The organism is Nocardia sp. NPDC058244 (genome assembly GCF_042882065.1).
Taxonomy (GTDB): Bacteria; Actinomycetota; Actinomycetes; order Mycobacteriales; family Mycobacteriaceae; genus Nocardia.
In genome coordinates this window covers 44,026-66,608 of record NZ_JBHVWX010000003.1, presented here as the reverse complement: position 1 = coordinate 66,608, position 22,583 = coordinate 44,026, and the positions used below count along the sequence as shown (strand labels likewise).

Genomic DNA, 22,583 nt, shown 5'->3' with positions numbered 1-22,583 from the left:
TCGATGACCACCACCGAAACCCGTCTGCCGGAGGCCGTCACGGCCTTCGTCGCGGCGGCGACCCGCGACGCCGAGACCGCGTTCCGGGTGTTCCGCGAGACCGGCACCGTCACCGGCAACGGCACCGTCAACTTCGTCGAGCGGGTGCCCGGCGAGGAGATCGCCGTCGCGCTCAACGCGCCCGGCCCGTGGGCGGCCGAGCGCACGGTCGAGCCCGTCGTCGCCACCTTCGACGGGGAAGTGCTGTCCGGCACGGGATCCGCGGGTTTCGTCACCGGCTACGCCGAGGTGTTCCGCGCGCACCCGGAGATCACCTCCGTCGTGCACATCCACACCCCGTGGCTGGGCGGCTGGGCGCAGACCCACCGCACCCTGCCGATCCGCTACGCCGCCTCGCAGCGCCTGACCCTGTCGCGGGAGATCCCGCCGCACATCGACCGCACCATCGGCGCGGGCGAATTCATCCTGAGCAAGCTGACAACCGACCCGCACCTGGTCGCGATCTTCGAGGCCAACGGTGGCGCCAACGTGCTCGGCCGCGCCGGGCTGCTGGAACTGGCCAAGTTCGTCGTCCTGCTCGAGGAAGGCGCGCAGTACCAGGCCATCGCCGAAACCCTCGGCGGCTCGGTCGACTTCGACCCGTCCAACCTGGCGGTGCAGTGGCGCCGCAGCGGCCTGGCCGACGAGGCCCGCCGCCTCGGCCTGATCGGCGATGCCCGATGAGCCTGCGCGTCGGGTACTTCCCGCACAACAACTCGCTGTTCGTCCTGCGCCACCGCGGCATTCTCGAGCGCGCGATCCCCGACGTCGAGTGGGTCGACCTGCGCGCCCTGCCGCAGGCCGAGCGCGTCGACCCGAAGACCGGTCTGCCCGGCGAACATTCGGACTGGCTGTTCACCGAGGGCGGCTACGACATCATCGGCACCGGCTTCACCCCGCCGCTGACCGCGCTGGCCAACCAGCGCGACATCGTCTACCTCGGCATCTCCGGGCCGCGCGTGGAGAACGGCAGGCTGGTGGCGACGGCCGCGAGCGGCATCACCTCCGCCGCCGACCTGCGGGGCAAGCGGGTCGGCATCGCGCACGGGTCGTGGCAGACGACGCTGCTGCTGTTCGCCCTCGATCAGGTGGGACTGACCTGGGCCGATGTCGAACCGGTCGACGTCGACGTGCGCGGTGGCGGTGCCGCCCTGCTGTCCGGTGAGCTCGACGCCTGGGTCGGCACCTACCCCGGCCTGCGGGAGGTCGAGGCCACCACGGAGCTGACCACGCTGGTCGACACCGCCTCGGTGTTCAGCCATCCGTCGCTGTGGTTCACCCGCCGCGACCTCGCCGAGAACAACCGGGCCGCGGTCGAGGCGGTGCTGGCCGCGCTGCGGGAGTCCGACGCGTGGATCGTCGCCAACCCGCGCGCGGCGGCCCAGTACTTCGTCGACGACGCGCAGGCGCGCGGCCTGCCCGCCGACCTGGACGCCTGGGAAGCCGCCCTGCGCGGCCGCCCGTTCGGCGTGCACCCGGTCAGCGAGGACTTCCTCGACGAACAGCAGCGCGCCGCCGAGCTGCTCGCCGCCAACGGTCTGCTCCCGCGCACCGTCGACGTGCGGTCGGCGGTCCTGCCGTGGATCGGGACTCTGCTCACCGAGCAGACGCCCGCCGCGGTCTGAGCCCGGCACCACGATGCCCCGGTACCGCATCGGTGCCGGGGCATCGCTCGTGTGCGTCAGCTCCGCTTGGACCCGGTGACCCACACGGGCCCGGTGAGCAGCCAGATCACGGTGATCACCCCCAGCGAGCCGAACACACCCATGAGCTGTTCGCGCTGCTGCGCATCGGCCACCGTGTAGCTCAACGCCAGGGTGAGCGCACCGGCGATGGCCGCCGCGCCGAGCCAGCGCGCGAAGTCGGCCCATTCCTTGCGGGCGCGTTCCGGACCGTCCTTCGGCACCTTCACCGGCGCCGGTCCACCGGCGAAGCGGTAGGCGAAACGCGCGTCGAGCCACGCGATCATCCGGTGCCCGAACATCACCGTGCAGCCGAGGTAGATACCGGCCAGCCGGTGCGCGAAACCCACCTCGCCGCCCCGGTGCAGATCGATGGCCACCGCGACGACCAGGACCACGTCCAGCACCGGGACCAGCGCCAGCGTCACCAGGCCGGCGCGGCGCAGCCGCACGACATAGCGCAGCAGCAGACCGCCCACCACGAGCACCCAGAAACCGACCTCGCACGCGGCGATGGTCAGCAGTACGGGGTTGTTCCATGCGTCCATTTCCCCACTGTGCCGGGCACACCGGTGCGCCGTCGTCCCGCTGACGGCGCGCCCTCGGTCCCCCTTTCGGGGGACCCGGGACCCGGTCCGGGTGTGCTGAAATGAGGCATGCCCCCGTCCTCCACGCTCCTGTCCCGGCTCGTGGTGGTGTACGACAGCGCGACGGCGGCCGCCGTCGGCGTGTTCCTGGTCGGGTTGCTGCTGTGGGCCGTCGGCGGCTGGCCGGTGGTCCTCGACCGCGATCTGTACCCCCCGGTGGCGAAGCTGGCGCTGCTGTGCGCGGCCTTCGCGATCCAGCTGACCGCCCAGCACCGGCCGGGCCTCGCCTTCGGGCTGATGGTCCTGCTGCTGGCCGGTGACTTCGTCCTCGGGCCGTCGCTGCCGCTGTGGATCGCCCTGTCCGACGTCATCTACCTGGCCGTCAGCGCCGGCTCGGACCGGCTCGGCGCGGTGGTCGCCGGGTTCGCGGTGGCGGTGACTGTGGGCGGGGCGCTGCTGGCGCTGACGGTGCTCGGGCTCCGGGCGGCGATCTACACCGCGCTGATCGGGGTCGCGATCACCTGGTCACCGCTGGGCTACGCGCGGGCGGTGCGGGCCTCGCGCCGCATGGTCGGGGTGGAGCGCAGCGCGGCCAGGGCCGAACTCGCCGCCCGCGACGCCGAGCGCTCGGCCGCACTCGGCGACGAGCGCAGGCGGGTCGCCCGGGACCTGCACGACACGGTGGCCGGTCACCTGTCCGCGGTCGCGATCCTGGCCGAGGTGGCGCAGAAGAACCCCGGCGACACCGCCGTCCTGCAATCGATCCGGGCAGGCAGCCTGGCCGCGCTCGACGAGATGCGCGCGACCATCGACCTGCTGACCTCCCCCGACGACACCGCCGTCACGGCCCGTCTGTCCTCCCTGGACGGGTTGATCGATGCCGCCGAAGCCGCCGGGGGCGCGGTGACCCTGCGACGGCAGTCCGATCTGCCGCTGTCCACCGCGGTGGAAGCGGTGCTCACGCGCATCCTGGGTGAGACGATCGCGAACGCGACCAAGCACGCACCGGGCGCGCCGCTGGCGATCGACGTGCGCCGCGACGCAGGCAGGCTGGTCATGACGGCATCGAACCCGATCCCGCCGGGGCGGCCCGAGGGGGAAGGAAACGGATTGCGCAACATGATCTTTCGCGCCGAATCGATCGACGGCACGCTCACCGCGGGTGCCGAGGACGGTACCTGGCGCGTGCGCGCGCGGATTCCGCTGGGGGAGCGATGACAGTCACGGTGGTGGTGGCCGACGATCACGCCACGATCCGGGCGGGGATCACCATGCTGCTCGAGTCGTCCGGGCAGATCCGGGTCGTCGGTGAAGCGGGCGACGGGGTCGCCGCGTTGCGGCAGACCCGCGCGCTGAATCCCGACGTGGTGCTGATGGACGTGCGCATGCCGCGCGTCGACGGGCTGGAGGCCACCGCGGCGGTGGTCGCCGAGACGACCGCGAAGGTGCTGGTGCTCACCACCTTCGCCATCGACGACTACGTCCTCGGGGCGCTCGCGGCGGGAGCGAGCGGGTTCCTGCTCAAGTCCGTCGGTGGCGACGAACTGGTGCGTGCCGTCCTCGCCGTGGCCGACGGTGACGCGGTGCTCGACCCGAAGGTGACCCGCGCGGTGATCGCCGCGCTGCCCCGGGCGGCCGCCCAGGCGCCGCCGCCCGACCTGTCCGCCCTCACCGACCGCGAACGGCAGGTCCTGGCCGGTCTCGGCGCCGGACTGTCGAACCAGCAGATCGGCAGCCGCCTGCACATCGGCGAGGCCACCGTGAAGACCCACGTCTCCCGGGTGCTCACCAAACTCGGCGTGCAATCGCGGGTGCAGGCGGCGGTGATCGCCACCCAGGCGGGTCTGGAACCGTACTGACCACGCGACGGCGATGCCCCCGGGACCGAGTGCGGTCACGGGGGCATCGAGTCGGCGGGGCCGTGTTCAGCGTGCGGGGTGCGGGTCCGTCCGATCGTGACGGATCCGTCGTGATTCAAACCAATAGGTCAGGGAAACGGTGGCGTAGGAGGCCACTACCACTGCTGCGGTCACCAGAAGAAACGCGACGATCAAGGAAATCAGGAAAGCCATGTGCCCTCCTCGCGGTACGGTAGTCATGCGATGAAGGTGGTGGTCAGCGCCTCGTCGCGCCGATTCCGGACAAGCCCCGCGCTTTCGATAGTAGGGGCAGGGCGCGACAGTGGCACGGCCCGACGGGTGTGACGGCGGTCATGGTCGTCGCGGAGTGTCGGCTACGCCATCGAAGCGGCCTGAGGTTGAATGTTCAATGGATCTGGGGTTCTACCGCGTCACGAGTTCTCGACATCGGCTTCACCACGAACATCCGACGAAGGAGCACGATCGTGAGCATGATCCTGGCTGTGTTGGACGGCGCTGTTCTCGCGCAGGTCGGCAACCCCACGCCGGAAGCCCCGCCGATGGCGGAGAAGATCTTGCAGTTGGGCCGGTACTTCACCTGGATGATCCTGCTGTCCGGCGTCACCGCCATCACCTACGGCGGTGGCCGGTTCGCCTGGGAGAAGTGGAGCGGCGGCGGTCTGCAGTCGCCGAAGATGATCGCCAGCGCCATGGCGGGCGGCGCCGTGGCGACCAGTGCGGGCACGATCATGAACGCGGTGATCGGAGCCTGACCTCCGGTCCCGTGGCGCGCGGCCCCGGCTAAGGTCGGGGCGTGCGTATCTTCCTCGCCGGCGCCACGGGCGTCATCGGAACGCGATTGCTGCCGTTGCTGATCGGCGCGGGCCACGAGGTAGCGGGCCTGACGCGCTCCCCGGGCAAGGCGGCAGCGATCCGCGCCGCAGGAGCCCTCCCGATCGTGCACGACGTCTACGACGCGCCCGGCCTGGTCGCGGCGGTCACCGACTTCGCGCCCGATCTGGTGCTGCACCAGCTCACCGACCTCCCCGACGATGTCGCCGAGCTGGCGACCTCCGGCGAGGCGAACGCGCGCATCCGCACCGAGGGCACCGCGAATCTGCTCGCCGCGGCCGATGCCGCAGGCGCGCAACGCTTTCTCGCCCAGAGCATCGCCTGGCAACCGCCCGCCGGACGCGGCGCGGTGATCGCCGCGCACGAGGCCGCGGTGCTCGCCGCCGGTGGGGTAGTGATCCGCTACGGCCAGTTCTACGGCCCGGGAACGTATTACGAGTCGACACCGCCGGAGCATCCCCGCATCCATGTCGACGCCGCGGCCGTGCGCACGGTGGAGCTGCTCGACGCCCCGACCGGCACGGTGATCGTCGCCGACCCGGTGGACGAGCCGCGATAGGCCGCATACCGCGGCTGACGGTGATTCGATAGTGGCTATCTATCATGATGGCCATGGAGCTGCGTCATATCCGGTACCTGCTCGCCGTCGCCGACCACGGGAACTTCACCCGGGCCGCCGAGTCGCTGCACATCTCCCAGCCGACGCTGTCCCAGCAGATCAAACAGCTCGAGCGGCTGCTCGGCGTGCAGTTGCTCGACCGCTCCGGCCGGACCGTGCGGCTCACCGACGCCGGTCGGGTCTACGCCGAACACGCGCGTAACGCGTTGCGCGATCTCGAAGCCGGGGAACGCGCGGTCCACGATGTGCAGGACCTGACCAGGGGGCACCTGCGGGTGGCGATGACGCCCACGATCACCGCCTACCTCATCGGCCCGCTGATGGATCGGTTCCATCGCGCGCACCCGAATGTCACCGTGGCGGTCACCGAGACGACCCAGGATCGGCTGGAGGAGGACCTGCTCGCCGACGCGATCGATCTCGGCATCGCCTTCAGCGGCACCCATGCCGCTGGCATCGACGGCACGGCCCTGTTCACCGAGGACCTGAGCCTGGTGGTCGGCGCCGACCATGCTCTCGCCGCGCACGCCGGGCCGCTGGCGATCGCGGATCTCGCCGTCGTGCCCCTGGCGCTGCTCAGCCGCGATTTCGCGACCCGCACCCACATCGACGCCTACCTCGCCGGCCACGAGGTGGCGCCGCGCATCGCGATCGAGGCGAACTCGATCAGCGCGCTGGTCGAATTCACCCGGCGCGGCACGCTCGGCACCGTCCTGCCCGACGCCATCGCCCGCGCCCACCCGGACCTGCGCCCGGTCCCGCTCGAACCCGCGCTGCCGAGCCGGACGGTGGAACTGCTGCGCCGCGGCACCGCCTATCACTCGGCCGCCGCCCGTGCCTTCGCCGCGATCGCCCGGGACGTCGCCACCGAGTCATAGATAGCAGCAATCGGAACTGTAAGAACTGCATATTGGACGCTATAGCTCCCGACGGGCAGGCTGGATCTCGATCAGCAACACCGAGCCGGCACCCACCGAAGGGAGCGATCCATGACCGACCTCGCGGACGGCGTCACGCACTTCCAGCACGACGTCTTCCCCGGCAAGGCGGCGCTTTTCGCCGATCTGGCGACCACCCACACGCCGCACACGCTGTTCATCGGCTGCTCCGACGCGCGCGTCGTGCCGGAGCTGATCACCAGCAGTGAGCCGGGCGAGCTCTTCGTGATCCGCACGGCGGGCAACCTCGTGCCCGCCTACGCGCCGGGCGGAGACGGCATCGCCGCCAGCATCGAATACGCGGTCGCGGTGCTCGGGGTGTCGCGGGTCGTCGTCTGTGGCCATTCCGGCTGCGGCGCGATGACCGCGGTCGCCGAGCGCCACGATCTGAGCGCGATGCCGACCATCGCCCAGTGGCTGCGGCACACCGATGCCGCGGCGGCCCGGCTCGGCCCGTCCGATGCGGTCGATCTGCCGAGGCTCGTGCGCGCCAATGTCGTTGCGCAGCTGTCGAACCTGGCCACCCATCCGTCCGTGGCCCGCGCGCTCGGCACGGGTGCGCTCGTTGCCGAGGGCTGGGTGTTCGACATCGGCACCGGCACGGTGACTGTGGTCGACGGCACCGGCACCGAGCACACTCCCGCCGCCTGAACCCCCTCCAGGAAAGGAACCATCCCATGATCCACGCACAGTTCGATCCCACCGCCCGTCAGTCCCTGGCCGTCACCGCGGTCGCCGCGAAGACGGCGAAAGACCTGACCTGGCAGGAGATCGCGGACGCCGCCGGTCTGTCGGTCGCCTTCGTCACCGCCGCCGTCCTCGGTCAGCACGCCCTGCCCGAGGCGTCCGCGGTGGCCGTCGCCGAGGTGCTCGGCCTCGACGCCGACGCGACGGTCCTGCTGCAGACCATCCCCACCCGCGGCTCGATCCCCGGCGGCATCCCGACCGATCCGACGATCTACCGCTTCCACGAGATGCTGCAGGTCTACGGCACCACGCTGAAAGCACTGGTCCACGAGCAGTTCGGCGACGGCATCATCAGCGCGATCAACTTCCGGCTCGACGTCCGCAAGGTCGCCGATCCCGAGGGCGGCGAGCGCGCCGTCATCACCCTCGACGGCAAGTACCTGCCGACCAAGCCGTTCTGAGGCCGAGATGGATTTCGCACAGCACACCATCGACCTGGCCCGCCGCAATGTCGAGGCGGGTGGGCGTCCGTTCGCGACGGTGATCGTGCGCGACGGCGAGATTCTGGCCGAGAGCCCGAATCTGGTCGCGCAGACCAGCGATCCCACCGCGCACGCCGAGATCCTCGCCATCCGGGCGGCGTGTACGCGGCTGGGCACCGAGCATCTGGTCGGGGCGACGATCTACATTCTCGCGCTGCCGTGCCCGATGTGCCTGGGCGCGCTGTACTACTGCTCGCCCGACGAGGTCGTCTTCCTCACCACGCGCGACGCCTACGCGCCGCACTACCTCGACGACCGGAAGTACTTCGAGTTCAACACCTTCTATGACGAGTTCGCGACCCCGTGGGATCGGCGTCGACTGCCGCTGCGGCACGAACCGCGCGCGGAGGCCGTCGAGGTGTACCGCCGCTGGCAGGAGCGCAACGGTGGTGACCGCCGGGTCGGCGGCCGTCCCGACCGCGGGCTGATCAGCGACCCGACCGCACTTCGCGCACCGCGCGGCGCTTGAGCTGGATCGACCGCAGCAGATACACCGGCGAGGGCGGCAACCAGCCGAGCTGGCGGGCCATGCCCAGGTCGTCGCGGTTGGCCCAGTGCTCGACGATCTTGCCGTCCCGCATGCGGAACCAGTGCGATTCGGTCATCGCGAAGGTCTTGCCGGTCGGCGGGAAGGCGTTGTCCACCGCGCCGGACTCGGTGTAGAAGACCAGCGGGCCGATCTGGCGGCCGTGCATCGTCGCGTAGACGGTCACCAGATCGCCCTCGACCGCCGTGGCGTGGATGTCGTAGGACATGTCGGTGAACGCCTCGCGCAGCCACTCGGCGAGCGCGTGGATTCCGGCCGGGCCGGTGCCGCGCGCCCAGGGCGGCGCGGCCCGGCGTTCGCGGGTGATGCCGTCGGGATGGGTGACCTCGGCCAGGTCGGCGACGCTGCCGTCCACCATGAGATGGATGCCGCGAACCGCCACGGACGTCAGGTCGCCTGCCACGACCTGCGGGCTGATGGTGTTCATGATGACGCTCCGTCTGTGATAGAACTCCAATTGGGTAAAGTCGGACTGTATCTAAAAGTATTGGACCCCTCATGACCGAAGTCAAGAGGCGCTACGACGCGTCGGGGCGGCGCGCGCGAGCCAAAGCGCGGCGCCATGCGATGGTGGCCGCGGCCCAGGAGCTGTTCGAGCGCGACGGGTTCCGGCCGACGACCATCGCCGCGATCGCCGAGCGCGCCGGCGTCTCGGCGGAGAGTGTGTACAAGGCGTTCGGCACGAAGGCGGCGCTGGCGAAAGCCGTGTTCGACGTGGTCATCGCGGGCGACGACGAGGACGTCCCGGTCTATCAGCGCCCCGAGCAGCAGGCGATGCTGGCCGAACCGGACGTGCGCCGCAAGATCGCGATGTTCGTCCGCGGGCTGGCCCAGCGACAGGCCCGGTCGGCCACGGTCCAGTTCCTGATCCGCGACGGCCGCCACGTCGACGATTCGCTCACCCCGGTGTGGGACAAGCTGGCCGAGGAGGGCCTGGTCGGGATGACCATGCTGGGTGGCCACCTGCTCGACACGGGGCAGCTGCGGCCCGGGATCGAGCTCGACGAGGTCCGCGACGTGCTGTGGAACTACCTCGCCATCGACACCTACGAGCGGCTGGTCCTCGCCAGGGGCTGGTCGGTGGACCGCTACGCGGACTGGGTCGCGCGCACGATCATCGCCGCGCTCACCTGAGGCTCAGCCACGCGGGTGCGCGGTCCAGCCGCGGCAGGGTCTCGGACACCTGGGACACCAGCTGCCAGGGGCGATGCGTGTCGGTCCCGGCCTTGCCGCTGGTGAGGATCGCGCCCGCGAGCCCGCGCTCGGGATCGGCCCACCCGTACTGGGTCGTCAGCCCGCTGCGGCCGAAGTGGAATCGGGTGTCGCGGCCGAATTTCGAACGCCGGCCGCCCAGTTCGAATCCCGCGCGGCTGACCCGTCCCGCCGCGCCGGGCATCCGGTCGGCGGGCCGGATCGCGTCGAACAGCGTGGTGGGTTCGATGATCCGGATCCCGTCGAGTTCGCCACCGTGGGTGAGGATTTCGTAGAAGCGCGACAGTTCGGCAGCGGTGGTCACCAGGTTGCCGGACGGTAGTTCGGCGGTGAGGAACGCGTCGTTGTCGGCCTTGGACGCCTTGTCCATCCGCCCGCCGAGCGCCTTGCGCGCCAGGAACAGCGACAGCCGCGACGGCGGCGGCCCGGTCTTCACGCTCGGTACGACCCGGTCGAGATCGGCCGGGTCGACGCCGAAGTTGTTCCAGCGGAACCCGAACGGCACCAGTACCTGCTCGGCGAGATGCTCGCGCATCCGCTTGCCGGTCGCCCGCTGCACGAGCAGACGCTGGATCAGTCCGCTGGTCAGGGCGTGATAGACACGGAAACGGCCGGGCGGCCAGCTCGGCACGAGATCGGCGAGCGCCGCGACGGCCAGATCCTCGTCGGGAACGACCTCGCTGCCTTTGTACGGCGGGGTGATGAACGGGACGCCCGCCGAATGCGACAGCACGTCGCCGATGGTGATCCGGTCCTTGCGATGCGAGGAGAACTCCGGAATGTATTCGCACACACGGTCGTTGAGTGCGAACGCACCCTGCTCGACGAGCATGGACATCACCGTCGCGGCCACCCCCTTCGCGGTCGAGAAGCCGCAGAACGGGGTGTCCGGGGTCGCCAGGATCTTCTCGGCATCGGGCGAATCCCTGGGCGCATTGCCCCACCCGTGGCCGATGGTCCGGTTCAGCACGACCTTGCCGTTGCGCCGCAGACACACCTGGATCGCCGGCGAGGTACCCATCGCGTACCACTCGCGCACGGAGTCCCACAGCCGAGCGACCGCCTCGGCCGACGTCCCGGCTTCGACGGGGTCGTCCTCGTGGCCGACTGTCGTCACCGTGTCCAGGTCCTCGGCGACCGTCACCAACGTGCCCGAGAGTGCGCTCATGCGACCCAGCCTATCGACGCCGTGGATCACCGACCCGGTGACGCGGGCACATCGGTGCCGTGACCTGGCCGGATGATGATGACATCCGATCGACGGGCGGTCCGGACGGCGGCCCGGTGGGTCCCGGCACCGGCGGCCACTCGGCTTCTCGCGTCGCCGGGTGGCCGCGGTCGTCCGGGTCGAAGCCATCGCGCGCGGTGCGGCCGATGCCGCCGCACATCGGCGATTCGGCGATGTCCGGCACGAACGAACCGGCGGTCTCCGCCACCCCCGGGGCGCTCACCGGCGAGCGACCGCCCTGGCCTGCCGGGCGCCCGGCGCGCCCGAACGGGGACCGTGCCGCGCCCGCGCTCCGGCACGGTCCCGATCCGGTGCCGGTCACGCGCGCGCGTCGCTGAGCTCGGCCGCGTGGGCCGGGTCGCCCGGTGTGCGGCCCGCCGCGACGACGGCACGACGGGCGTAGGCGCGGACATCGGCGTCCGGGTCGGCGACCGCGGTCTCGAGCGCGTCCACGGCGGCGATGTCGGCGGGCCAGGTCGCCAGGGCGAGGACCGCGGCCTTGCGCACGTCGAGGTGCCGGTCGGTGAGGGCGTCGGCCAGTGGCGCCACGGCCGCTTCGGGGGCGGCACCGGCGAGGCCACGGGCCGCACCTACCCGGACCTGCCAGGCCGAATGCCGCAGTGCCGCAGCCAGTCCCGTGATGTCCTCGGCACCGGGACCCAGCGCGGCGTAGGCCGTCAGCGCGGCGGCCCGCACCAGCGGATCGGGATCGGCGCCGAGCACCCGGATGACCTCGACCCCGCCCGCGCCGATCGACGCCAGCCCCTGGGCGACGGCGATGCGCACCTCACGGTTGGTGTCACCGGCGATGGAGGCCACCGCCGCGGCGTCGTCGAGCGAGACCAGTGCCCGCACCGCCTCGATCCGCACCCGATGATCGGTATCGCCCAGCGCCGCACGGTAGTCCGCCGCCGATCCGGCGCGCAGCGCCCGCAGCAGGTCGATCACGGTCGCCCGGACCAGCGGGTCGGGGGAGTCCAGGTGCTCGGCCAGCGCGCCCGCGCCCGGCAGCACCTCCACCAGTTCGCGCAGGCTCTCGGTCGCGGCCCGGCGCACCGACGCCGCCTCGTCGCCGAGCGCGCGCACCAGTTCGGCGGCGAATCCGTCGGGCGTGTTCTCGGTGAGCACCGACAGCGCCGCCACCCGGACGACCGGATCGGGATCGGTCAGGTAGCTCGACACCTCCTCGACGCCAGGGGAATCCAGCGCGAGCAGGGTCACCAGGCGGGGGGAGGACGGCGTTGTCGCGACCGGCCGTTCGCGCACCGGGGCCTCCTGGGGCGCCCGCGTCCCGACGAGCGCGGGCTGGGCGATCACCTCGACGATCGGCTCGGCCGACGGCACGTCGTCGAGTCCGGGCACCGGCACCAGATACGGTGCCACCGAGCGCTTCACGAACTCCATCTCGCCGTCGGCGGTCTTGCGCAGGTTCAGGTGGAAGTTCCACGACTCGTCGTCGCGCTCGGGCAGATCGGCCCGGTCGTGGTAGAGCCCCCACCGGGATTCGGTGCGGGTCAGCGAACTCCGCGCCGCCATCTCCGCGCAGTCGCGGATGAACGAGACCTCCGCGGCCCGCATCAGCTCGTGCGGGGTGCGCGCGCCGATGCCCTCGACCTCCCCGCGCATCCGCTCGAAGGTCTCCACCGCGATCGACAGCTTGGCCGCGGTCTTCGGCGGTGCCACATAGTCGTTCACGAAACGCCGCAGCTTGTACTCGACCTGGGGCTGCGGCGGGCCCTCCGGCTGGCGCAGCGGCCGGTAGATGAGCTCGTGCGCGTCGGCCAGCTGATCCTCGGGCAGCTCGGCGGGGGCCGTGACCTCGGTCAGTGTCGAGGCCGCGTGCGCGCCGGCCAGGTCGCCGTAGACGAACGCGCCGATCATGTAGTTGTGCGGCACGCAGGCGAGATCGCCCGCCGCGTACAGGCCGGGGACCGTGGTGCGCGCGTTCTCGTCGACCCAGACACCGGACGCGGAATGCCCACCGCACAAGCCGATCTCGGAGATGTGCATCTCGATGTCGTGGGTGCGGTAGTCGTGGCCGCGATTGGCGTGGAAGGTGCCGCGGGTGGGCCGCTCGGTGGTGTGCAGGATCGACTCGAGCGTGGACAGCGTCTCGTCCGGCAGGTGGGAGACCTTCAGGTAGATGGGCCCGCGCGCGGACTCGATCTCCTGCTTCACCTCGGCCATCATCTGCCCCGACCAGTAGTCGGAGTCGACGAACCGCTCACCCTCGGCATTGACCTGGTAGCCGCCGAACGGGTTCGCGACGTAGGCGCACGCGGGTCCGTTGTAGTCCTTGATGAGCGGGTTGATCTGGAAGCACTCGATGCCCGACAGTTCGGCGCCCGCGTGGTAGGCCATCGCGTAGCCGTCCCCGGCGTTGGTGGGGTTCTCGTAGGTGCCGTAGAGGTAGCCCGAGGCGGGCAGCCCGAGGCGGCCGCACGGACCGGTCGCCAGGATCACCGCTTTCGCGCCGACCGCGACGAACTCACCGGTGCGTGTGTTCAATGCGGCCGCGCCCACCGCCCGCCCGTTCTCGGTGAGTACCCGCACCGGCATCAGCCGGTTCTCGATGCGGATCTTCTCGCGCATCGTGCGCTGGCGCAGGACGCGATACAGCGCCTTCTTCACGTCCTTGCCCTCGGGCATCGGCAACACGTAGGAGCCCGACCGGTGCACCCGGCGCACCGCGTACTCGCCGTACTCGTCCTTCTCGAACTTCACGCCGTAGCGTTCGAGCCGCTGCACCATCGCGAAACCCCGGGTCGCGGTCTGATACACGGTGCGCTGGTCGACGATGCCGTCGTTGGCGCGGGTGATCTCGGCGACGTAGTCCTCCGGCTCGGCCTTGCCGGGGATGACGGCGTTGTTCACGCCGTCCATGCCCATGGCGAGCGCGCCGGAGTGCCGCACGTGCGCCTTCTCCAGCAGCAGCACGCTCGCCCCGGACTCCGCGGCGGTGAGCGCGGCCATGGTGCCCGCGGTGCCGCCGCCGATGACCAGGACGTCGCAGTCGAGCCGGACGCGGTCGGACAGGTCGGGAATGTTCACAGTGACTCCAGGATTCGGTCCCGTAGCGCCTGCCGGTCCACCGGCTCACGCGGGTCGGGCACATCGACGAGCGCGCGCAGCGCACCGTCGCCGAGGACGGCGATCCGATCGCCGAGCAGCAGCGCTTCGTCGAGGTCGTGGGTGACGAAAACGATGGTGGTGGGATGCGCGCGCCAGGTGTCGACGAGCAGGCGCTGCATCTCCGCGCGGGTCTGGCTGTCGAGCGCGCCGAACGGCTCGTCCATCAGGACCGCGCGCGGCGACCCGGCCAGGCTGCGGGCCAGCTGCACCCGCTGGCGCATGCCACCGGACAGATCGCGCGGCAGATAGTCGGCGTAGCCGGTCAGCCCGACCTCGTCGAGCCAGCGCTGCGAGCTCCGCGCCCGCTCACCGCGCGGTACGCCGCGAAGCCGCAGGGCCAGCTCGACATTGGCGCGCGCGGTGCGCCACGGCAGCAGCGCGTCGTCCTGGAACACCAGCGCGCGATCGGCCGACGGACCGGTCACGGTGTCCTCGTCGGCCCGGATGACCCCGCCGCTCGGACGGCGCAGCCCGGCGATCGCGCGCAGCAGCGTCGACTTGCCGCAGCCGGATTTGCCGACCAGGACCAGGATCTCGCCGGGCGCGATGTCCAGGTCGATGCCGCGCACGACGGTCTTGGCGCCGTAGCTGATCCGTACCGATTCCAGACTAAGCCGCATGCCGACCGAGACGGCGGGCGCGGCGGTGGTCGTGGTCATGACGCGACCTCTCTCGGCAGCCAGCGGGTGACCCGGCGGCCTGCCAGTTCGACGATTCCGGAGGTGAGGAAGCCGAGCACGCCGATGGTGATCATGCCGACGAACACGGCGGGGTAGTCGACGATGGTGTAGGACTGCCAGGTGCGATAGCCGATGCCGAGCCGCCCGGAGATCATCTCCGCGGAGATGAGGCAGATCCAGGCCACGCCCATGCCCACCGAGAGCCCGCTGAACACCCCGGGCAGGATGCCGGGGACGACGACCCTGGTCAGCACCTCGCGCCGGGACGCGCCGAGCGTGCGGATCGCGTCCTCCCAGATGGTCGGCAGCGCCCTGGTGGCGTGCCGGGTGCTCACCAGCACCGGGAACAGCGACGCGGTGAAGGTGATGAACACGATGCCGGACTCGTCGCTGGGGAACAGCAGGATCGCGACCGGCACCAGCGCGATCGCCGGGATCGGGCGGACCAGCTCGGCCAGCGGACCGAACACGTCGGCCAGCAGCCGGGACCGGCCAAGGCCGATGCCCGCCAGCACACCGACGATCGCGGCGAGCCCGAACCCGGTCACGATCCGGATCAGCGACTGCGCCACATCGAGGTAGTACTGCCCGGTGCCCAGATGCTCGCCGAACTCGGCGACGATCTCGGTCACCGTCGGCAGTGTGTCGAAGCGCAGGCCCGCGCGCACATCGCCCGCGGTCAGCAGCTGCCACAGCCCGACCGCCGCCAGCACCGAGGCGACCCGGATCGACCGCGAGATCCACACCGACCGGCCGGTGTCGCTGTCGACGTCGTCAGGATGCCGGGCCGCCGCGCCGGTGTCGTCCCCGGCGGCCGCGGTGCGCGGACCGGAAATCGTGCTCATCCGCGGACTTCCGTCACGGCCTGGTCGTAGGCGATCGGCGTGGCGGCGGGATGGGCGGCGCGGTAGCGGTCGGCGGCGGCCTGCGTGGTGAACGGCAGGTAGCGGTCGGCGTCGCGCAGCCAGATCGCCTTGTCGGCGAACCAGCGGGTGCCCAGCTCGGCATCGGGGAGGTAGACCGCGCGGATCGTCTTGCCCTGTGCCTTGGCGGCCTGCACCGCCCGCAGCAGGCAGGCCGGGTTCGCGGCGGGCTGCGGCTTGTCGGCGCCGTCGACCCAGATCTCGCCCGCCAGCGCCGGATCGGTCACGGGCACCGCGCAGATCGGGTCGGTTCCGGTGACCTTGCTGGGGTTCACCCGCGCGGCCAGCGCGGTGTCGTAGTCGCCGCGCCCGGTCTCGGCGAAGGCCCGGCGCAGCGGGCCGTCCTGGACGAACGCGTCGATGTCGAGGTCGGCGAAGTCGCCGATCGACTTCAGGTAGGTCACATCGTCTTTGAACGCGGCGATCAGGTTCGCCTTGAGCGTGGTGTCGAAGCTGGTGCCGCCGGGACCGTTGTAGAGGTAGACGACCTCCTGCGGCAGGCCGGAGCCCTTGGCGACGAGATCGGCTGCCTCGAACGGCTTCTCGTTGAGGAACGCGGTCGCGTCCAGCTGCGCGGCCAGGAACGCCTGCAGCACTTCGGGATGGTCGGCGGCGTAGGCGCGGCGGGCGACCACGCCGTGGAAGGTCGGCACGTTCAGCTCGGCGCCGTCGTAGAGCAGCTTGGCCTTGTTCTGCTGCACCAGCAGACCCGGCCAGGCCACGAACTGCGAGAGTGCGCTCACCTGATGCGATTCCAGCGCGGTCGCGCCGACCTGCGGCTGCTGGTTGAGCACCTCCACGCCCTTGGCCGGGTCGATGCCCGCCCGGCTCAGCGCCTGCACGAGCGTGCCGTGGCCCGCCGAACCGACACTGGCCGAGATCTTCTGGCCGGCCAGATCGGTGAGCGAGCGCGCGGGCGAATCATTCGGCACCACCACCATGTTCAGCGCGCCCTTAGGGTTGTAGCCGGTGATCGACACCAGCTCGGTGCGGGCGCGCTCGTTGGCCTGGGTGCGGGAACCGTTGATGAGCAACGGGTAGTCGCCCATCGAGCCGATATCGATCTTCTCGGCCACCATCTGCGCGGTGATCGGCGCGCCGGTGTCGTAGTCCTGCCACTCCACCTGGTACTTCGCGCCGCCGGCGTCGGTGATCCGCTGCAGCCGCTGCTCCAGGTAGCCCTGCGCCTTGAGCAGGGTGCCCGCGGTGACGGTGTTGATGGTCTTGGACTGGTAGCCGATGACGACCTTGACGGTGCCTGCCGGCGCGGCGTCGGTGCTGTCGAGCGAGCAGCCCGCCGCGGTGAGCGCGAGGGCGAACACGGCGGGGACGAGACGAGTGAGCTTCATGCGTGGATTCCCGGGTTCAGCGGAGCAGATAGGGCATGTTGACGGTGACGGCGCCGGTGGGGCAGCGGGCCGCGCACGGCCCGCAGTACCAGCACTCGTCGACGTGCATGTAGGCCTTGCCCGAATCCTCGTGGATGGCAAGGGAATCGAGCGGACACATGTCGACGCACAGGGTGCAGCCGGTGATGCACAGCGATTCGTCGATCGTCACGGGGACGTCGGCACGCTGGGGGACGAGCGCCATCTAGAGGACCTTCCATTCGGGTGCGCTGCGGGTGAGGCTGCCGCGCATGGTGATGCGGTCACCGCGCATGCGGATGTATTCGAGATCGACGGGCCTGCCGTCGTCGAGGTGGGTGAGGCGCTCGAGCATCAGCAACGGGGCGCCGGCGGGGGTGTCGAGGGTGGTCGCGGTGTGCGGGTCGGCGGCCACCGCTTCCAGGGCGAGGTCGGCCGCGCCGAGCGACTGGCCGGTGACCTGCTCGAGCAGGACGAACACGTCGGTCGTCTCGAGGTCGTTGGCCAGTACCGCGTCGCCGACATCGGGCGCGAGGTAGGTGAGATCCAGGCTCAGCGGCAGGTCGGCGAGGAAACGCAGCCGCTCGATGTAGACGACGCGGTCGCCGGGGGCCAGGCCGAGCCTGCGCGCGACGGCCGGGGGCGCGGTGATGTGGGTGGCCGCGCGCACCTCGTTGCGGACGGTGCCGTGTTCCTTGAGTGTCTCCTGCAGGCCGAGCAGGGCGTCGAGGCCGTGGTCGTACTTGCGGGCGGCGACGCGGGTGCCGACCTTGGGCGCGCGATCGATGAGGCCCTCGTCGCGCAGCAGCGCCAGTGCCTCGCGGACGGTGTTGCGGGAGGTGTCGTGCTCGGCGGCGAGCTCCTGCTCGCCGGGCAACGCGCCCTGGACCGCGCCGGCCAGGATCTGGTGGCGCAGGATATCGGCCACCCGGCGCGCCCGATCGGCGCGCTGGCCTCGGATCGGAGTGGGATCGGCGGCTGCCGTTTTCTCGCTGACCTGCATGAACAGCGACGATAGCGGCCGTTATGCGGCCCCGAGCCCGACGCGAATCGGGCCCGGATTCAGGGGATGTTTCTGCGCCGGGTGACCGTCGCCGGGACCTGCGGCGATCGGCGTCGGCGGCGGTATTGCGCCACCCCGGCCGGTGCGGGCGACATTCGGATCACGTCGATCGCAATGTCGCCCGGCGGCCGGGACCGATCAGGGCTGACCGGGCTTGAGGAGGATGAACAGCCCGTTCGCCTCGGCGCACAGGCGCTCGCCGTCGTGCATCGTGGCCCGCAGGTACACCTTGCGGCCGTCGGTCCGCTCCACCCACGCGCGGACCGTGAGCTTCTTGTTGAGCGGGGTGATCGAGCGGTAGTCGATCGTCAGCGAGGCGGTCCGGGTGACGGCCTTGGTGTGCACCGCGGCGGTCATGCCGAGGATGTCGTCGAACGCGACGCCGATCTGGCCGCCGTGCGCGGCGCTGTTGCCGCCCAGGTGGAAGGTGCGGAAGGTCAGCTCGGCGGTGACACCGTCGACGTCGGCGCTGGACACCGTGTACGGCGGCAGCGTGATGTTGCCGCGCGAGGGCAGATCGGTGCGGGTCCAGCTCGGCGCCGACCACTCGTCCACGACCGCGGCGTCCAGGCGCGCGTTGAGCTGCTCGAGCGTCGCGATGGTCTCCTTGGCCAGCTCGTCGGACGGGTTGAGCAGGCGCGCCCGGTCCATCAGCTCGCGCACCTGTTCGATCAGTTCGCCGTAGTGCGGGCCGCCGATGGTCTGGTCCTGCATCGCCTGCCTGCGCTGCTGGATCAGCTCGGCGACCGGCCGGAAACCGCCCTCGTGGTGCTCTGCGTCCGGCAGCGAGTTGCCGACCTGTGTATCGTCCATATGCAACACGTTATCGCTGCGGAGCTGGATGTTCGCGTTCGGTGTCCCACTTGTGTACGCGCTCGTGACACGGCTCACCGCCGCAGGCGCTCCTCTATTAGGCTGGTCGGCGATCACCGAGCAGGTCTGTACGTACCGAGAGTCGGCGCGCCCGCGTGGTGCCCGGCGGATGAACGGCGAAAGGCTGAGCGCATGGGTATCGCGGCGGTTGTGTTCGACATGGACGGCGTGCTGATCGATTCCGAGCCCCTCTGGGAACAGGTCCGGCACGACTACGTCGACCTCAAAGGTGGCCGGTGGCAACCGGATTCGCAACGCAGGATGATGGGCATGAGCACCCAGGAATGGGCCGCGTACATGAGCGATGACCTCGGCGTCGCCATGCCGCTCGACGACCTCTCGACCAAGGTCATCGATCTGATGGCCGACAAGTACGCCCACCACGTGCCGTTGTTGCCGGGCGCCGTCGAGGCGGTGCAGCGGTGCGCGAGCCAGTGGAAACTCGGGCTGGCCAGTTCGTCGCCGCGCTCCCTGATCGACCTGGTGCTCGCGAAGTCCGGGCTGCTCGAGTACTTCTCCGCGATCCTGTCGACCGAGGAGGTCGGCCGCGGCAAGCCCGCGCCCGACGTCTACCTCACCATCGCCCAGCGCCTGGGCGTCGAGCCGGACAGCTGTACCGCCGTGGAGGATTCGACCAACGGCCTGCGCTCCGCGCACGCGGCGGGCATGCGGGTGATCGCCGATCCCCGTCCGGAGTTCCCGCCGGTGCCCGACGCGCTGGCGCTGGCCGCCGTGGTGATCGACGATCTCGATCAGCTGACCACCGAGGTGATCACCGGGACCGCCTGAGCCGGGTCAGAAACTGCCGGTGACGCCGTCGATCCGCTCCCGCAGCAGGTCGGCGTGGCCGTTGTGCCGGGCGTACTCCTCGATCATGTGCAGGTACACCCAGCGCAGGCTGTAGCCGTCGGACCGCCACGGAACATGGAAGACGTGGTCGAGCGGCAGGTCGGCCACCGCCGCGTCGCAGGCAGCGACCTCGGCGTGGAAGAGCGCGAACGCCTCCTCGGCGGGCACCGAGGTGAGGTCGTCGAAGTCGGCGTCCGGTTCCGTCTCGGACCCGTAGACCGGGTCGACGGGCTCCCCGGCGGCCGAGACCCGGAACCAGCCGCGCTCGACCTCGGTGAGGTGGCGGATCAGCCCGAGCAGCGACAGCGTGGACGGGAGGACCGACCGGGTGGCGAGTTGATCGCGGTCGAGGCCGCCGCATTTGTTCAGCAGGCTCTGGCGATGGAAGTCCAACCAGGACTGCAACATCGGGCGTTCCGCCACCCCGACCAGCGTGCGGGTCGGGATGACTTCGGGCGCTGTCCACGTCATCGGGCCGACGGTACCGCCCGCCGCCGCGCGGCGCAGTCCGATTACCGTCGCCCGGCACCGATTCACCGGGACCCCTGGTCCCGTCCGCCCTCGATCCGGCACACTGACCGGATGGGTGCGCAGCGTGACGAATCGCCGGCGGTCGTGGTCCACCTCGGCGACGGTTCCGGCGCGCCACGGGCCGTCGACCCGGCCGATCCCGGCACCGCGGCCACCGACCCCGCCCCCGACCACCCGTTCCTGCTGCTGACCCGCACCGCCACCGAGCGGATCCAGGCCAGGTTCCTCGACGACGGCACCTACGAGCTCGAGCACACCGACGGCGGCGACCGCCGTCAGCTGTTCACCACCGACGCCCTGCTCGTGCGCGATGTCGTCTGGTCCTGGGTCCAGCAGGACCGCTGGTGGCGCGACACCGTCGCCTGGACCACCGTCGATCCCGCGATCGCCGAACTCGACGCCCTGCGCGCCGAACTGACCGAGATGCTCGACGGCATCTCGGTGCTGGACGCCGTCACCGACGATCTCGACCGCGCGCTGGCCAGAGCCGACGAACTCCTGGCGGCCGACCCCGACCCGGACTAGTCCGCGTCGCCCTCGCACCAGTCGTCGAAGGCGTCGAACGCGGGCTCGGCGAAGGCCGGGACGGAATCCTCGACGGCGTCTTCGATCGGGTCCCAGACCCGGTCACACCCCGGCGGGGCAGGCGGCCACGACTCGATGAACCCGACCAGGGGATCTTTCGGTGGCGTGGTGTCCTCAGCGGCGGCGATGCCCGTGCCCGCGGCGAGCAGTGCCACGGTGGCGCCCGTGGCGGCGACGATCCGGTACCCGATCCTCATGACATCCTCCTGTCGATCCCGACATGCGATGTCCCGCGATCGTAACCGCCGGGCGGGGCGTCAGCGGGCGCGGGCGCTCCAGCGGCCGTCGTCGTAGCGCACCTCGATGGGGTGGGCGAAGGCGGTGGAGACATGGTCGGTGGTGATGACCTCGGCGGCCGGGCCGGTGGCGACGGTGCGGCCGTCGGCGATGAGCAGGGCGTGGGTGGTGCTGCTCGGCAGCTCCTCGAGATGGTGGGTGACCAGCACCGAGGCGACCTCGGGGTGGGTGCGGTCGAGGGAGTCGATGGTGGTCAGGAGTTGTTCGCGGGCGGCCAGGTCCAGGCCGGTGGACGGCTCGTCGAGCAGCAGCACGCGGGGGCCGCTGATCAGGGCGCGGGCGATCAGGGTCCGGCCGCGCTCGCCCTGCGACAGGGTCGGCCAGATGTCGGCGGCCCGACCGGTCAGGCCGAGGGTGTCGATGATCGCGTCGGCGCGGGCCAGGTCGTCGGTGGTGGGGGACCAGCGCATCGGCGTGTCGATCGTGCCCGTGATGCCGGTCAGCACGACCTCGCGAACGGTGAGCGCGTAGCGCAGCGGATGGCGCGGATTGACGTGGCCGATGGAGCGCCGCAGCCGGGCCAGCTCCACCCGGCCGAACTGCTCGCCGAGCACCCGCACCGCGCCGGTGGTGGGGAAGGTGACCGCGCCGCAGAAGCCCAGCAGGGTGCTCTTGCCCGCGCCGTTGGGGCCGAGCAGCGCCCAGTGCTCCCCGGCCCGCACAGTCAGCGAGATGCCGTTGATGATCTTCTTGCCCTCCCGCCGGAAGGTCACCTCGTCGAGTTCGATCACGGGCGCGCCGGTCATGCGAAGGCCTCCTTCAGGGCGGACAGGTGGGTGCGGCTGAACGCGGCCGCCGCCGTGGGGTTCCGGTCGGCGACGGCCTGGGTGAGCTGTTCGTGCGCGGCGTGGTCGGCCTGCTCGGAGGCGACCGGGCGCAGTTCCAGCATGTCGATCATGGCCAGGCGCAGGCGCGGCAGGAAGCTGTCGAACAGCTGGGTCAGCACGTCGTTGTGGGCGGCGACGATCACCGCGCGATGGAAGGCCATATCGGCGTCGACGTGCTCGGCCACGGTCTGGCCGTCGGCGCGGCGCCCGGCCAGCGCGCGGCGGATGGCGCGCAGGTCGGCCGGGGTGCGGCGCTGTGCCGCCAGTGCCGCGGCCTCGGCCTCGATCGCGATGCGGGCCTCGATCACCGCCGCGATGGTCGCCCCGCGCAGCACGACGTCCCAGTCCTCGCTGACATCGAGCGCGGTGACGAACACCCCCGCGCCCTGCCTGCTGTCGAGCACGCCCTTGCCCGCCAGCTCCCGGATCGCCTCCCGCAGCGTCGACCGGCCGACGCCGAGCTGGGCGGCGAGCAGCGTCTCGCCCGGTAATCGGTGGCCCAGCGGCCACTCGCCGGCGCGGATCCGCGCCAGCAGGAGTTCGGCCGCCTGAGCGGCCAGCGGCTGGCGCCTGACCTGTGCAACCACCGGTAAACCTCTCTACTTGTCTGAGGAGTTGTGGTAGAAGTGTACCCATCATGACGCACACCGCGCTGCTCCTCCGC

General features: G+C 71.0%; 28 protein-coding genes. 13 read left to right on the top strand and 15 right to left on the bottom strand.

Going from position 1 to position 22,583, the window contains the following annotated elements:
• Nucleotides 1-3 precede the first annotated feature (3 nt).
• Entirely contained in the window at nt 4-723 is a 720-nt protein-coding gene (locus ACFVW6_RS10050) for a class II aldolase/adducin family protein (protein ID WP_355282030.1), read from the top strand.
• Nucleotides 720-1,664 (top strand): ABC transporter substrate-binding protein, encoded by a 945-nt coding sequence (locus ACFVW6_RS10045; RefSeq protein ID WP_378826564.1) that lies wholly within the window; start codon nt 720-722, stop codon nt 1,662-1,664. Before ACFVW6_RS10050 ends, ACFVW6_RS10045 begins: the two co-directional genes overlap by 4 nt.
• Nucleotides 1,665-1,720: 56 nt before the next feature.
• On the opposite strand, the gene ACFVW6_RS10040 is transcribed toward ACFVW6_RS10045, so the two are convergent.
• On the bottom strand, nt 1,721-2,269 hold the full coding sequence (locus ACFVW6_RS10040; protein WP_378826562.1) for a hypothetical protein: 549 nt from the start codon (nt 2,267-2,269) through the stop codon (nt 1,721-1,723).
• Between the two features lie 108 nt (nt 2,270-2,377).
• Here ACFVW6_RS10040 and ACFVW6_RS10035 point away from each other — a divergent pair, with 108 nt between their 5' ends.
• Both ACFVW6_RS10035 and ACFVW6_RS10030 read left to right on the top strand, forming a co-directional pair.
• Nucleotides 2,378-3,526: a sensor histidine kinase gene (locus ACFVW6_RS10035; protein ID WP_378826560.1), complete on the top strand. Its 1,149-nt coding sequence runs from the start codon at nt 2,378-2,380 to the stop codon at nt 3,524-3,526.
• The gene (locus ACFVW6_RS10030; RefSeq protein ID WP_378826558.1) at nt 3,523-4,167 is read left to right on the top strand and encodes a response regulator; all 645 of its coding nucleotides are present in this window, start codon (nt 3,523-3,525) and stop codon (nt 4,165-4,167) included. The genes ACFVW6_RS10035 and ACFVW6_RS10030 overlap by 4 nt, the downstream gene beginning before the upstream one ends.
• Nucleotides 4,168-4,233: 66 nt before the next feature.
• Here the strand turns inward: ACFVW6_RS10030 and ACFVW6_RS10025 are convergent, their stop codons facing one another.
• The gene (locus ACFVW6_RS10025; protein ID WP_316574641.1) at nt 4,234-4,380 is read right to left on the bottom strand and encodes a hypothetical protein; all 147 of its coding nucleotides are present in this window, start codon (nt 4,378-4,380) and stop codon (nt 4,234-4,236) included.
• Between the two features lie 278 nt (nt 4,381-4,658).
• Here ACFVW6_RS10025 and ACFVW6_RS10020 point away from each other — a divergent pair, with 278 nt between their 5' ends.
• From ACFVW6_RS10020 to ACFVW6_RS09995, 6 genes are all read left to right on the top strand, one after another.
• Entirely contained in the window at nt 4,659-4,940 is a 282-nt protein-coding gene (locus ACFVW6_RS10020; protein ID WP_218717450.1) for a hypothetical protein, read from the top strand.
• A 41-nt stretch (nt 4,941-4,981) separates the two neighbouring features.
• Nucleotides 4,982-5,578 (top strand): NAD-dependent epimerase/dehydratase family protein, encoded by a 597-nt coding sequence (locus ACFVW6_RS10015; RefSeq protein ID WP_378826555.1) that lies wholly within the window; start codon nt 4,982-4,984, stop codon nt 5,576-5,578.
• A gap of 53 nt (nt 5,579-5,631) precedes the next feature.
• Nucleotides 5,632-6,516 carry a transcriptional regulator CynR gene (gene cynR, locus ACFVW6_RS10010; RefSeq protein ID WP_378826553.1) on the top strand — a complete coding sequence of 295 codons (885 nt, stop codon included), beginning with the start codon at nt 5,632-5,634 and terminating at the stop codon, nt 6,514-6,516.
• 111 nt (nt 6,517-6,627) lie between these two features.
• Nucleotides 6,628-7,227 carry a carbonic anhydrase gene (locus ACFVW6_RS10005; protein ID WP_378826550.1) on the top strand — a complete coding sequence of 200 codons (600 nt, stop codon included), beginning with the start codon at nt 6,628-6,630 and terminating at the stop codon, nt 7,225-7,227.
• Between the two features lie 26 nt (nt 7,228-7,253).
• Nucleotides 7,254-7,724, top strand: a complete 471-nt coding sequence (cynS, locus tag ACFVW6_RS10000) for a cyanase (protein ID WP_378826548.1) — start codon at nt 7,254-7,256, stop codon at nt 7,722-7,724.
• 7 nt (nt 7,725-7,731) lie between these two features.
• Nucleotides 7,732-8,274 (top strand): nucleoside deaminase, encoded by a 543-nt coding sequence (locus ACFVW6_RS09995; protein ID WP_378826547.1) that lies wholly within the window; start codon nt 7,732-7,734, stop codon nt 8,272-8,274.
• On the opposite strand, the gene ACFVW6_RS09990 is transcribed toward ACFVW6_RS09995, so the two are convergent.
• Nucleotides 8,234-8,779, bottom strand: coding sequence for an ester cyclase (locus ACFVW6_RS09990; RefSeq protein ID WP_378826545.1), 546 nt, complete (start codon nt 8,777-8,779; stop codon nt 8,234-8,236). The two genes, ACFVW6_RS09995 and ACFVW6_RS09990, sit on opposite strands and share 41 nt — an antisense overlap.
• Before the next feature lie 71 nt (nt 8,780-8,850).
• Between ACFVW6_RS09990 and ACFVW6_RS09985 the strand changes: the two genes are divergently transcribed.
• Nucleotides 8,851-9,486 carry a helix-turn-helix domain-containing protein gene (locus ACFVW6_RS09985; protein WP_355282059.1) on the top strand — a complete coding sequence of 212 codons (636 nt, stop codon included), beginning with the start codon at nt 8,851-8,853 and terminating at the stop codon, nt 9,484-9,486.
• On the opposite strand, the gene ACFVW6_RS09980 is transcribed toward ACFVW6_RS09985, so the two are convergent.
• The 8 genes from ACFVW6_RS09980 to ACFVW6_RS09945 all read right to left on the bottom strand — a co-directional run bounded on the left by ACFVW6_RS09980 (nt 9,479) and on the right by ACFVW6_RS09945 (nt 18,770).
• Nucleotides 9,479-10,732 (bottom strand): serine hydrolase, encoded by a 1,254-nt coding sequence (locus ACFVW6_RS09980; protein WP_378826542.1) that lies wholly within the window; start codon nt 10,730-10,732, stop codon nt 9,479-9,481. The two genes, ACFVW6_RS09985 and ACFVW6_RS09980, sit on opposite strands and share 8 nt — an antisense overlap.
• 378 nt (nt 10,733-11,110) lie before the next feature.
• Nucleotides 11,111-13,843 carry a fumarate reductase/succinate dehydrogenase flavoprotein subunit gene (locus ACFVW6_RS09975; protein WP_378826540.1) on the bottom strand — a complete coding sequence of 911 codons (2,733 nt, stop codon included), beginning with the start codon at nt 13,841-13,843 and terminating at the stop codon, nt 11,111-11,113.
• Nucleotides 13,840-14,583: an ABC transporter ATP-binding protein gene (locus ACFVW6_RS09970; protein WP_378826537.1), complete on the bottom strand. Its 744-nt coding sequence runs from the start codon at nt 14,581-14,583 to the stop codon at nt 13,840-13,842. The genes ACFVW6_RS09975 and ACFVW6_RS09970 overlap by 4 nt, the downstream gene beginning before the upstream one ends.
• On the bottom strand, nt 14,580-15,449 hold the full coding sequence (locus ACFVW6_RS09965; protein WP_378826535.1) for an ABC transporter permease: 870 nt from the start codon (nt 15,447-15,449) through the stop codon (nt 14,580-14,582). The genes ACFVW6_RS09970 and ACFVW6_RS09965 overlap by 4 nt, the downstream gene beginning before the upstream one ends.
• Complete coding sequence (locus ACFVW6_RS09960; protein ID WP_378826533.1) at nt 15,446-16,876, bottom strand: ABC transporter substrate-binding protein; 1,431 nt, start codon at nt 16,874-16,876, stop codon at nt 15,446-15,448. Before ACFVW6_RS09960 ends, ACFVW6_RS09965 begins: the two co-directional genes overlap by 4 nt.
• Nucleotides 16,877-16,892: 16 nt before the next feature.
• Nucleotides 16,893-17,120 (bottom strand): ferredoxin family protein, encoded by a 228-nt coding sequence (locus ACFVW6_RS09955; RefSeq protein WP_019046727.1) that lies wholly within the window; start codon nt 17,118-17,120, stop codon nt 16,893-16,895.
• A complete protein-coding gene (locus tag ACFVW6_RS09950) occupies nt 17,121-17,897 on the bottom strand; it encodes a GntR family transcriptional regulator (protein ID WP_357349787.1) in 777 nt (258 codons plus the stop codon). It abuts the gene before it with no gap.
• 198 nt (nt 17,898-18,095) lie between these two features.
• On the bottom strand, nt 18,096-18,770 hold the full coding sequence (locus tag ACFVW6_RS09945; protein ID WP_378826527.1) for a PaaI family thioesterase: 675 nt from the start codon (nt 18,768-18,770) through the stop codon (nt 18,096-18,098).
• A 192-nt stretch (nt 18,771-18,962) separates the two neighbouring features.
• Here ACFVW6_RS09945 and ACFVW6_RS09940 point away from each other — a divergent pair, with 192 nt between their 5' ends.
• Nucleotides 18,963-19,619, top strand: coding sequence for an HAD family hydrolase (locus tag ACFVW6_RS09940; RefSeq protein WP_378826525.1), 657 nt, complete (start codon nt 18,963-18,965; stop codon nt 19,617-19,619).
• Between the two features lie 6 nt (nt 19,620-19,625).
• On the opposite strand, the gene ACFVW6_RS09935 is transcribed toward ACFVW6_RS09940, so the two are convergent.
• Nucleotides 19,626-20,150: a DinB family protein gene (locus ACFVW6_RS09935; protein ID WP_378826523.1), complete on the bottom strand. Its 525-nt coding sequence runs from the start codon at nt 20,148-20,150 to the stop codon at nt 19,626-19,628.
• A 111-nt stretch (nt 20,151-20,261) separates the two neighbouring features.
• Between ACFVW6_RS09935 and ACFVW6_RS09930 the strand changes: the two genes are divergently transcribed.
• Nucleotides 20,262-20,735 (top strand): hypothetical protein, encoded by a 474-nt coding sequence (locus tag ACFVW6_RS09930; protein WP_357349781.1) that lies wholly within the window; start codon nt 20,262-20,264, stop codon nt 20,733-20,735.
• Here ACFVW6_RS09930 and ACFVW6_RS09925 read toward each other — a convergent pair.
• The 3 genes from ACFVW6_RS09925 to ACFVW6_RS09915 are packed head-to-tail and all read right to left on the bottom strand — an operon-like array spanning nt 20,732 to nt 22,506.
• Nucleotides 20,732-20,992 (bottom strand): hypothetical protein, encoded by a 261-nt coding sequence (locus ACFVW6_RS09925; protein ID WP_378826521.1) that lies wholly within the window; start codon nt 20,990-20,992, stop codon nt 20,732-20,734. The genes ACFVW6_RS09930 and ACFVW6_RS09925 overlap by 4 nt on opposite strands.
• 60 nt (nt 20,993-21,052) lie before the next feature.
• Nucleotides 21,053-21,838: an ABC transporter ATP-binding protein gene (locus tag ACFVW6_RS09920; RefSeq protein ID WP_378826519.1), complete on the bottom strand. Its 786-nt coding sequence runs from the start codon at nt 21,836-21,838 to the stop codon at nt 21,053-21,055.
• The gene (locus ACFVW6_RS09915; RefSeq protein ID WP_378826517.1) at nt 21,835-22,506 is read right to left on the bottom strand and encodes a FadR/GntR family transcriptional regulator; all 672 of its coding nucleotides are present in this window, start codon (nt 22,504-22,506) and stop codon (nt 21,835-21,837) included. The genes ACFVW6_RS09920 and ACFVW6_RS09915 overlap by 4 nt, the downstream gene beginning before the upstream one ends.
• Nucleotides 22,507-22,583: the final 77 nt, after the last annotated feature.

Bases quoted from the DNA above. Each gene is read 5' to 3' on its own strand.
- ACFVW6_RS10050 (WP_355282030.1), top strand. From the start codon at position 4: ATGACCACCACCGAAACCCGTCTGCCGGAGGCCGTCACGGCCTTCGTC.
- ACFVW6_RS10045 (WP_378826564.1), top strand. From the start codon at position 720: ATGAGCCTGCGCGTCGGGTACTTCCCGCACAACAACTCGCTGTTCGTC.
- ACFVW6_RS10040 (WP_378826562.1), bottom strand. From the start codon at position 2,269: ATGGACGCATGGAACAACCCCGTACTGCTGACCATCGCCGCGTGCGAG.
- ACFVW6_RS10035 (WP_378826560.1), top strand. From the start codon at position 2,378: ATGCCCCCGTCCTCCACGCTCCTGTCCCGGCTCGTGGTGGTGTACGAC.
- ACFVW6_RS10030 (WP_378826558.1), top strand. From the start codon at position 3,523: ATGACAGTCACGGTGGTGGTGGCCGACGATCACGCCACGATCCGGGCG.
- ACFVW6_RS10025 (WP_316574641.1), bottom strand. From the start codon at position 4,380: ATGGCTTTCCTGATTTCCTTGATCGTCGCGTTTCTTCTGGTGACCGCA.
- ACFVW6_RS10020 (WP_218717450.1), top strand. From the start codon at position 4,659: ATGATCCTGGCTGTGTTGGACGGCGCTGTTCTCGCGCAGGTCGGCAAC.
- cynR (WP_378826553.1), top strand. From the start codon at position 5,632: ATGGAGCTGCGTCATATCCGGTACCTGCTCGCCGTCGCCGACCACGGG.
- ACFVW6_RS10005 (WP_378826550.1), top strand. From the start codon at position 6,628: ATGACCGACCTCGCGGACGGCGTCACGCACTTCCAGCACGACGTCTTC.
- cynS (WP_378826548.1), top strand. From the start codon at position 7,254: ATGATCCACGCACAGTTCGATCCCACCGCCCGTCAGTCCCTGGCCGTC.
- ACFVW6_RS09995 (WP_378826547.1), top strand. From the start codon at position 7,732: ATGGATTTCGCACAGCACACCATCGACCTGGCCCGCCGCAATGTCGAG.
- ACFVW6_RS09990 (WP_378826545.1), bottom strand. From the start codon at position 8,779: ATGAACACCATCAGCCCGCAGGTCGTGGCAGGCGACCTGACGTCCGTG.
- ACFVW6_RS09985 (WP_355282059.1), top strand. From the start codon at position 8,851: ATGACCGAAGTCAAGAGGCGCTACGACGCGTCGGGGCGGCGCGCGCGA.
- ACFVW6_RS09980 (WP_378826542.1), bottom strand. From the start codon at position 10,732: ATGAGCGCACTCTCGGGCACGTTGGTGACGGTCGCCGAGGACCTGGAC.
- ACFVW6_RS09970 (WP_378826537.1), bottom strand. From the start codon at position 14,583: ATGACCACGACCACCGCCGCGCCCGCCGTCTCGGTCGGCATGCGGCTT.
- ACFVW6_RS09965 (WP_378826535.1), bottom strand. From the start codon at position 15,449: ATGAGCACGATTTCCGGTCCGCGCACCGCGGCCGCCGGGGACGACACC.
- ACFVW6_RS09960 (WP_378826533.1), bottom strand. From the start codon at position 16,876: ATGAAGCTCACTCGTCTCGTCCCCGCCGTGTTCGCCCTCGCGCTCACC.
- ACFVW6_RS09955 (WP_019046727.1), bottom strand. From the start codon at position 17,120: ATGGCGCTCGTCCCCCAGCGTGCCGACGTCCCCGTGACGATCGACGAA.
- ACFVW6_RS09950 (WP_357349787.1), bottom strand. From the start codon at position 17,897: ATGCAGGTCAGCGAGAAAACGGCAGCCGCCGATCCCACTCCGATCCGA.
- ACFVW6_RS09945 (WP_378826527.1), bottom strand. From the start codon at position 18,770: ATGGACGATACACAGGTCGGCAACTCGCTGCCGGACGCAGAGCACCAC.
- ACFVW6_RS09940 (WP_378826525.1), top strand. From the start codon at position 18,963: ATGGGTATCGCGGCGGTTGTGTTCGACATGGACGGCGTGCTGATCGAT.
- ACFVW6_RS09935 (WP_378826523.1), bottom strand. From the start codon at position 20,150: ATGACGTGGACAGCGCCCGAAGTCATCCCGACCCGCACGCTGGTCGGG.
- ACFVW6_RS09930 (WP_357349781.1), top strand. From the start codon at position 20,262: ATGGGTGCGCAGCGTGACGAATCGCCGGCGGTCGTGGTCCACCTCGGC.
- ACFVW6_RS09925 (WP_378826521.1), bottom strand. From the start codon at position 20,992: ATGAGGATCGGGTACCGGATCGTCGCCGCCACGGGCGCCACCGTGGCA.
- ACFVW6_RS09920 (WP_378826519.1), bottom strand. From the start codon at position 21,838: ATGACCGGCGCGCCCGTGATCGAACTCGACGAGGTGACCTTCCGGCGG.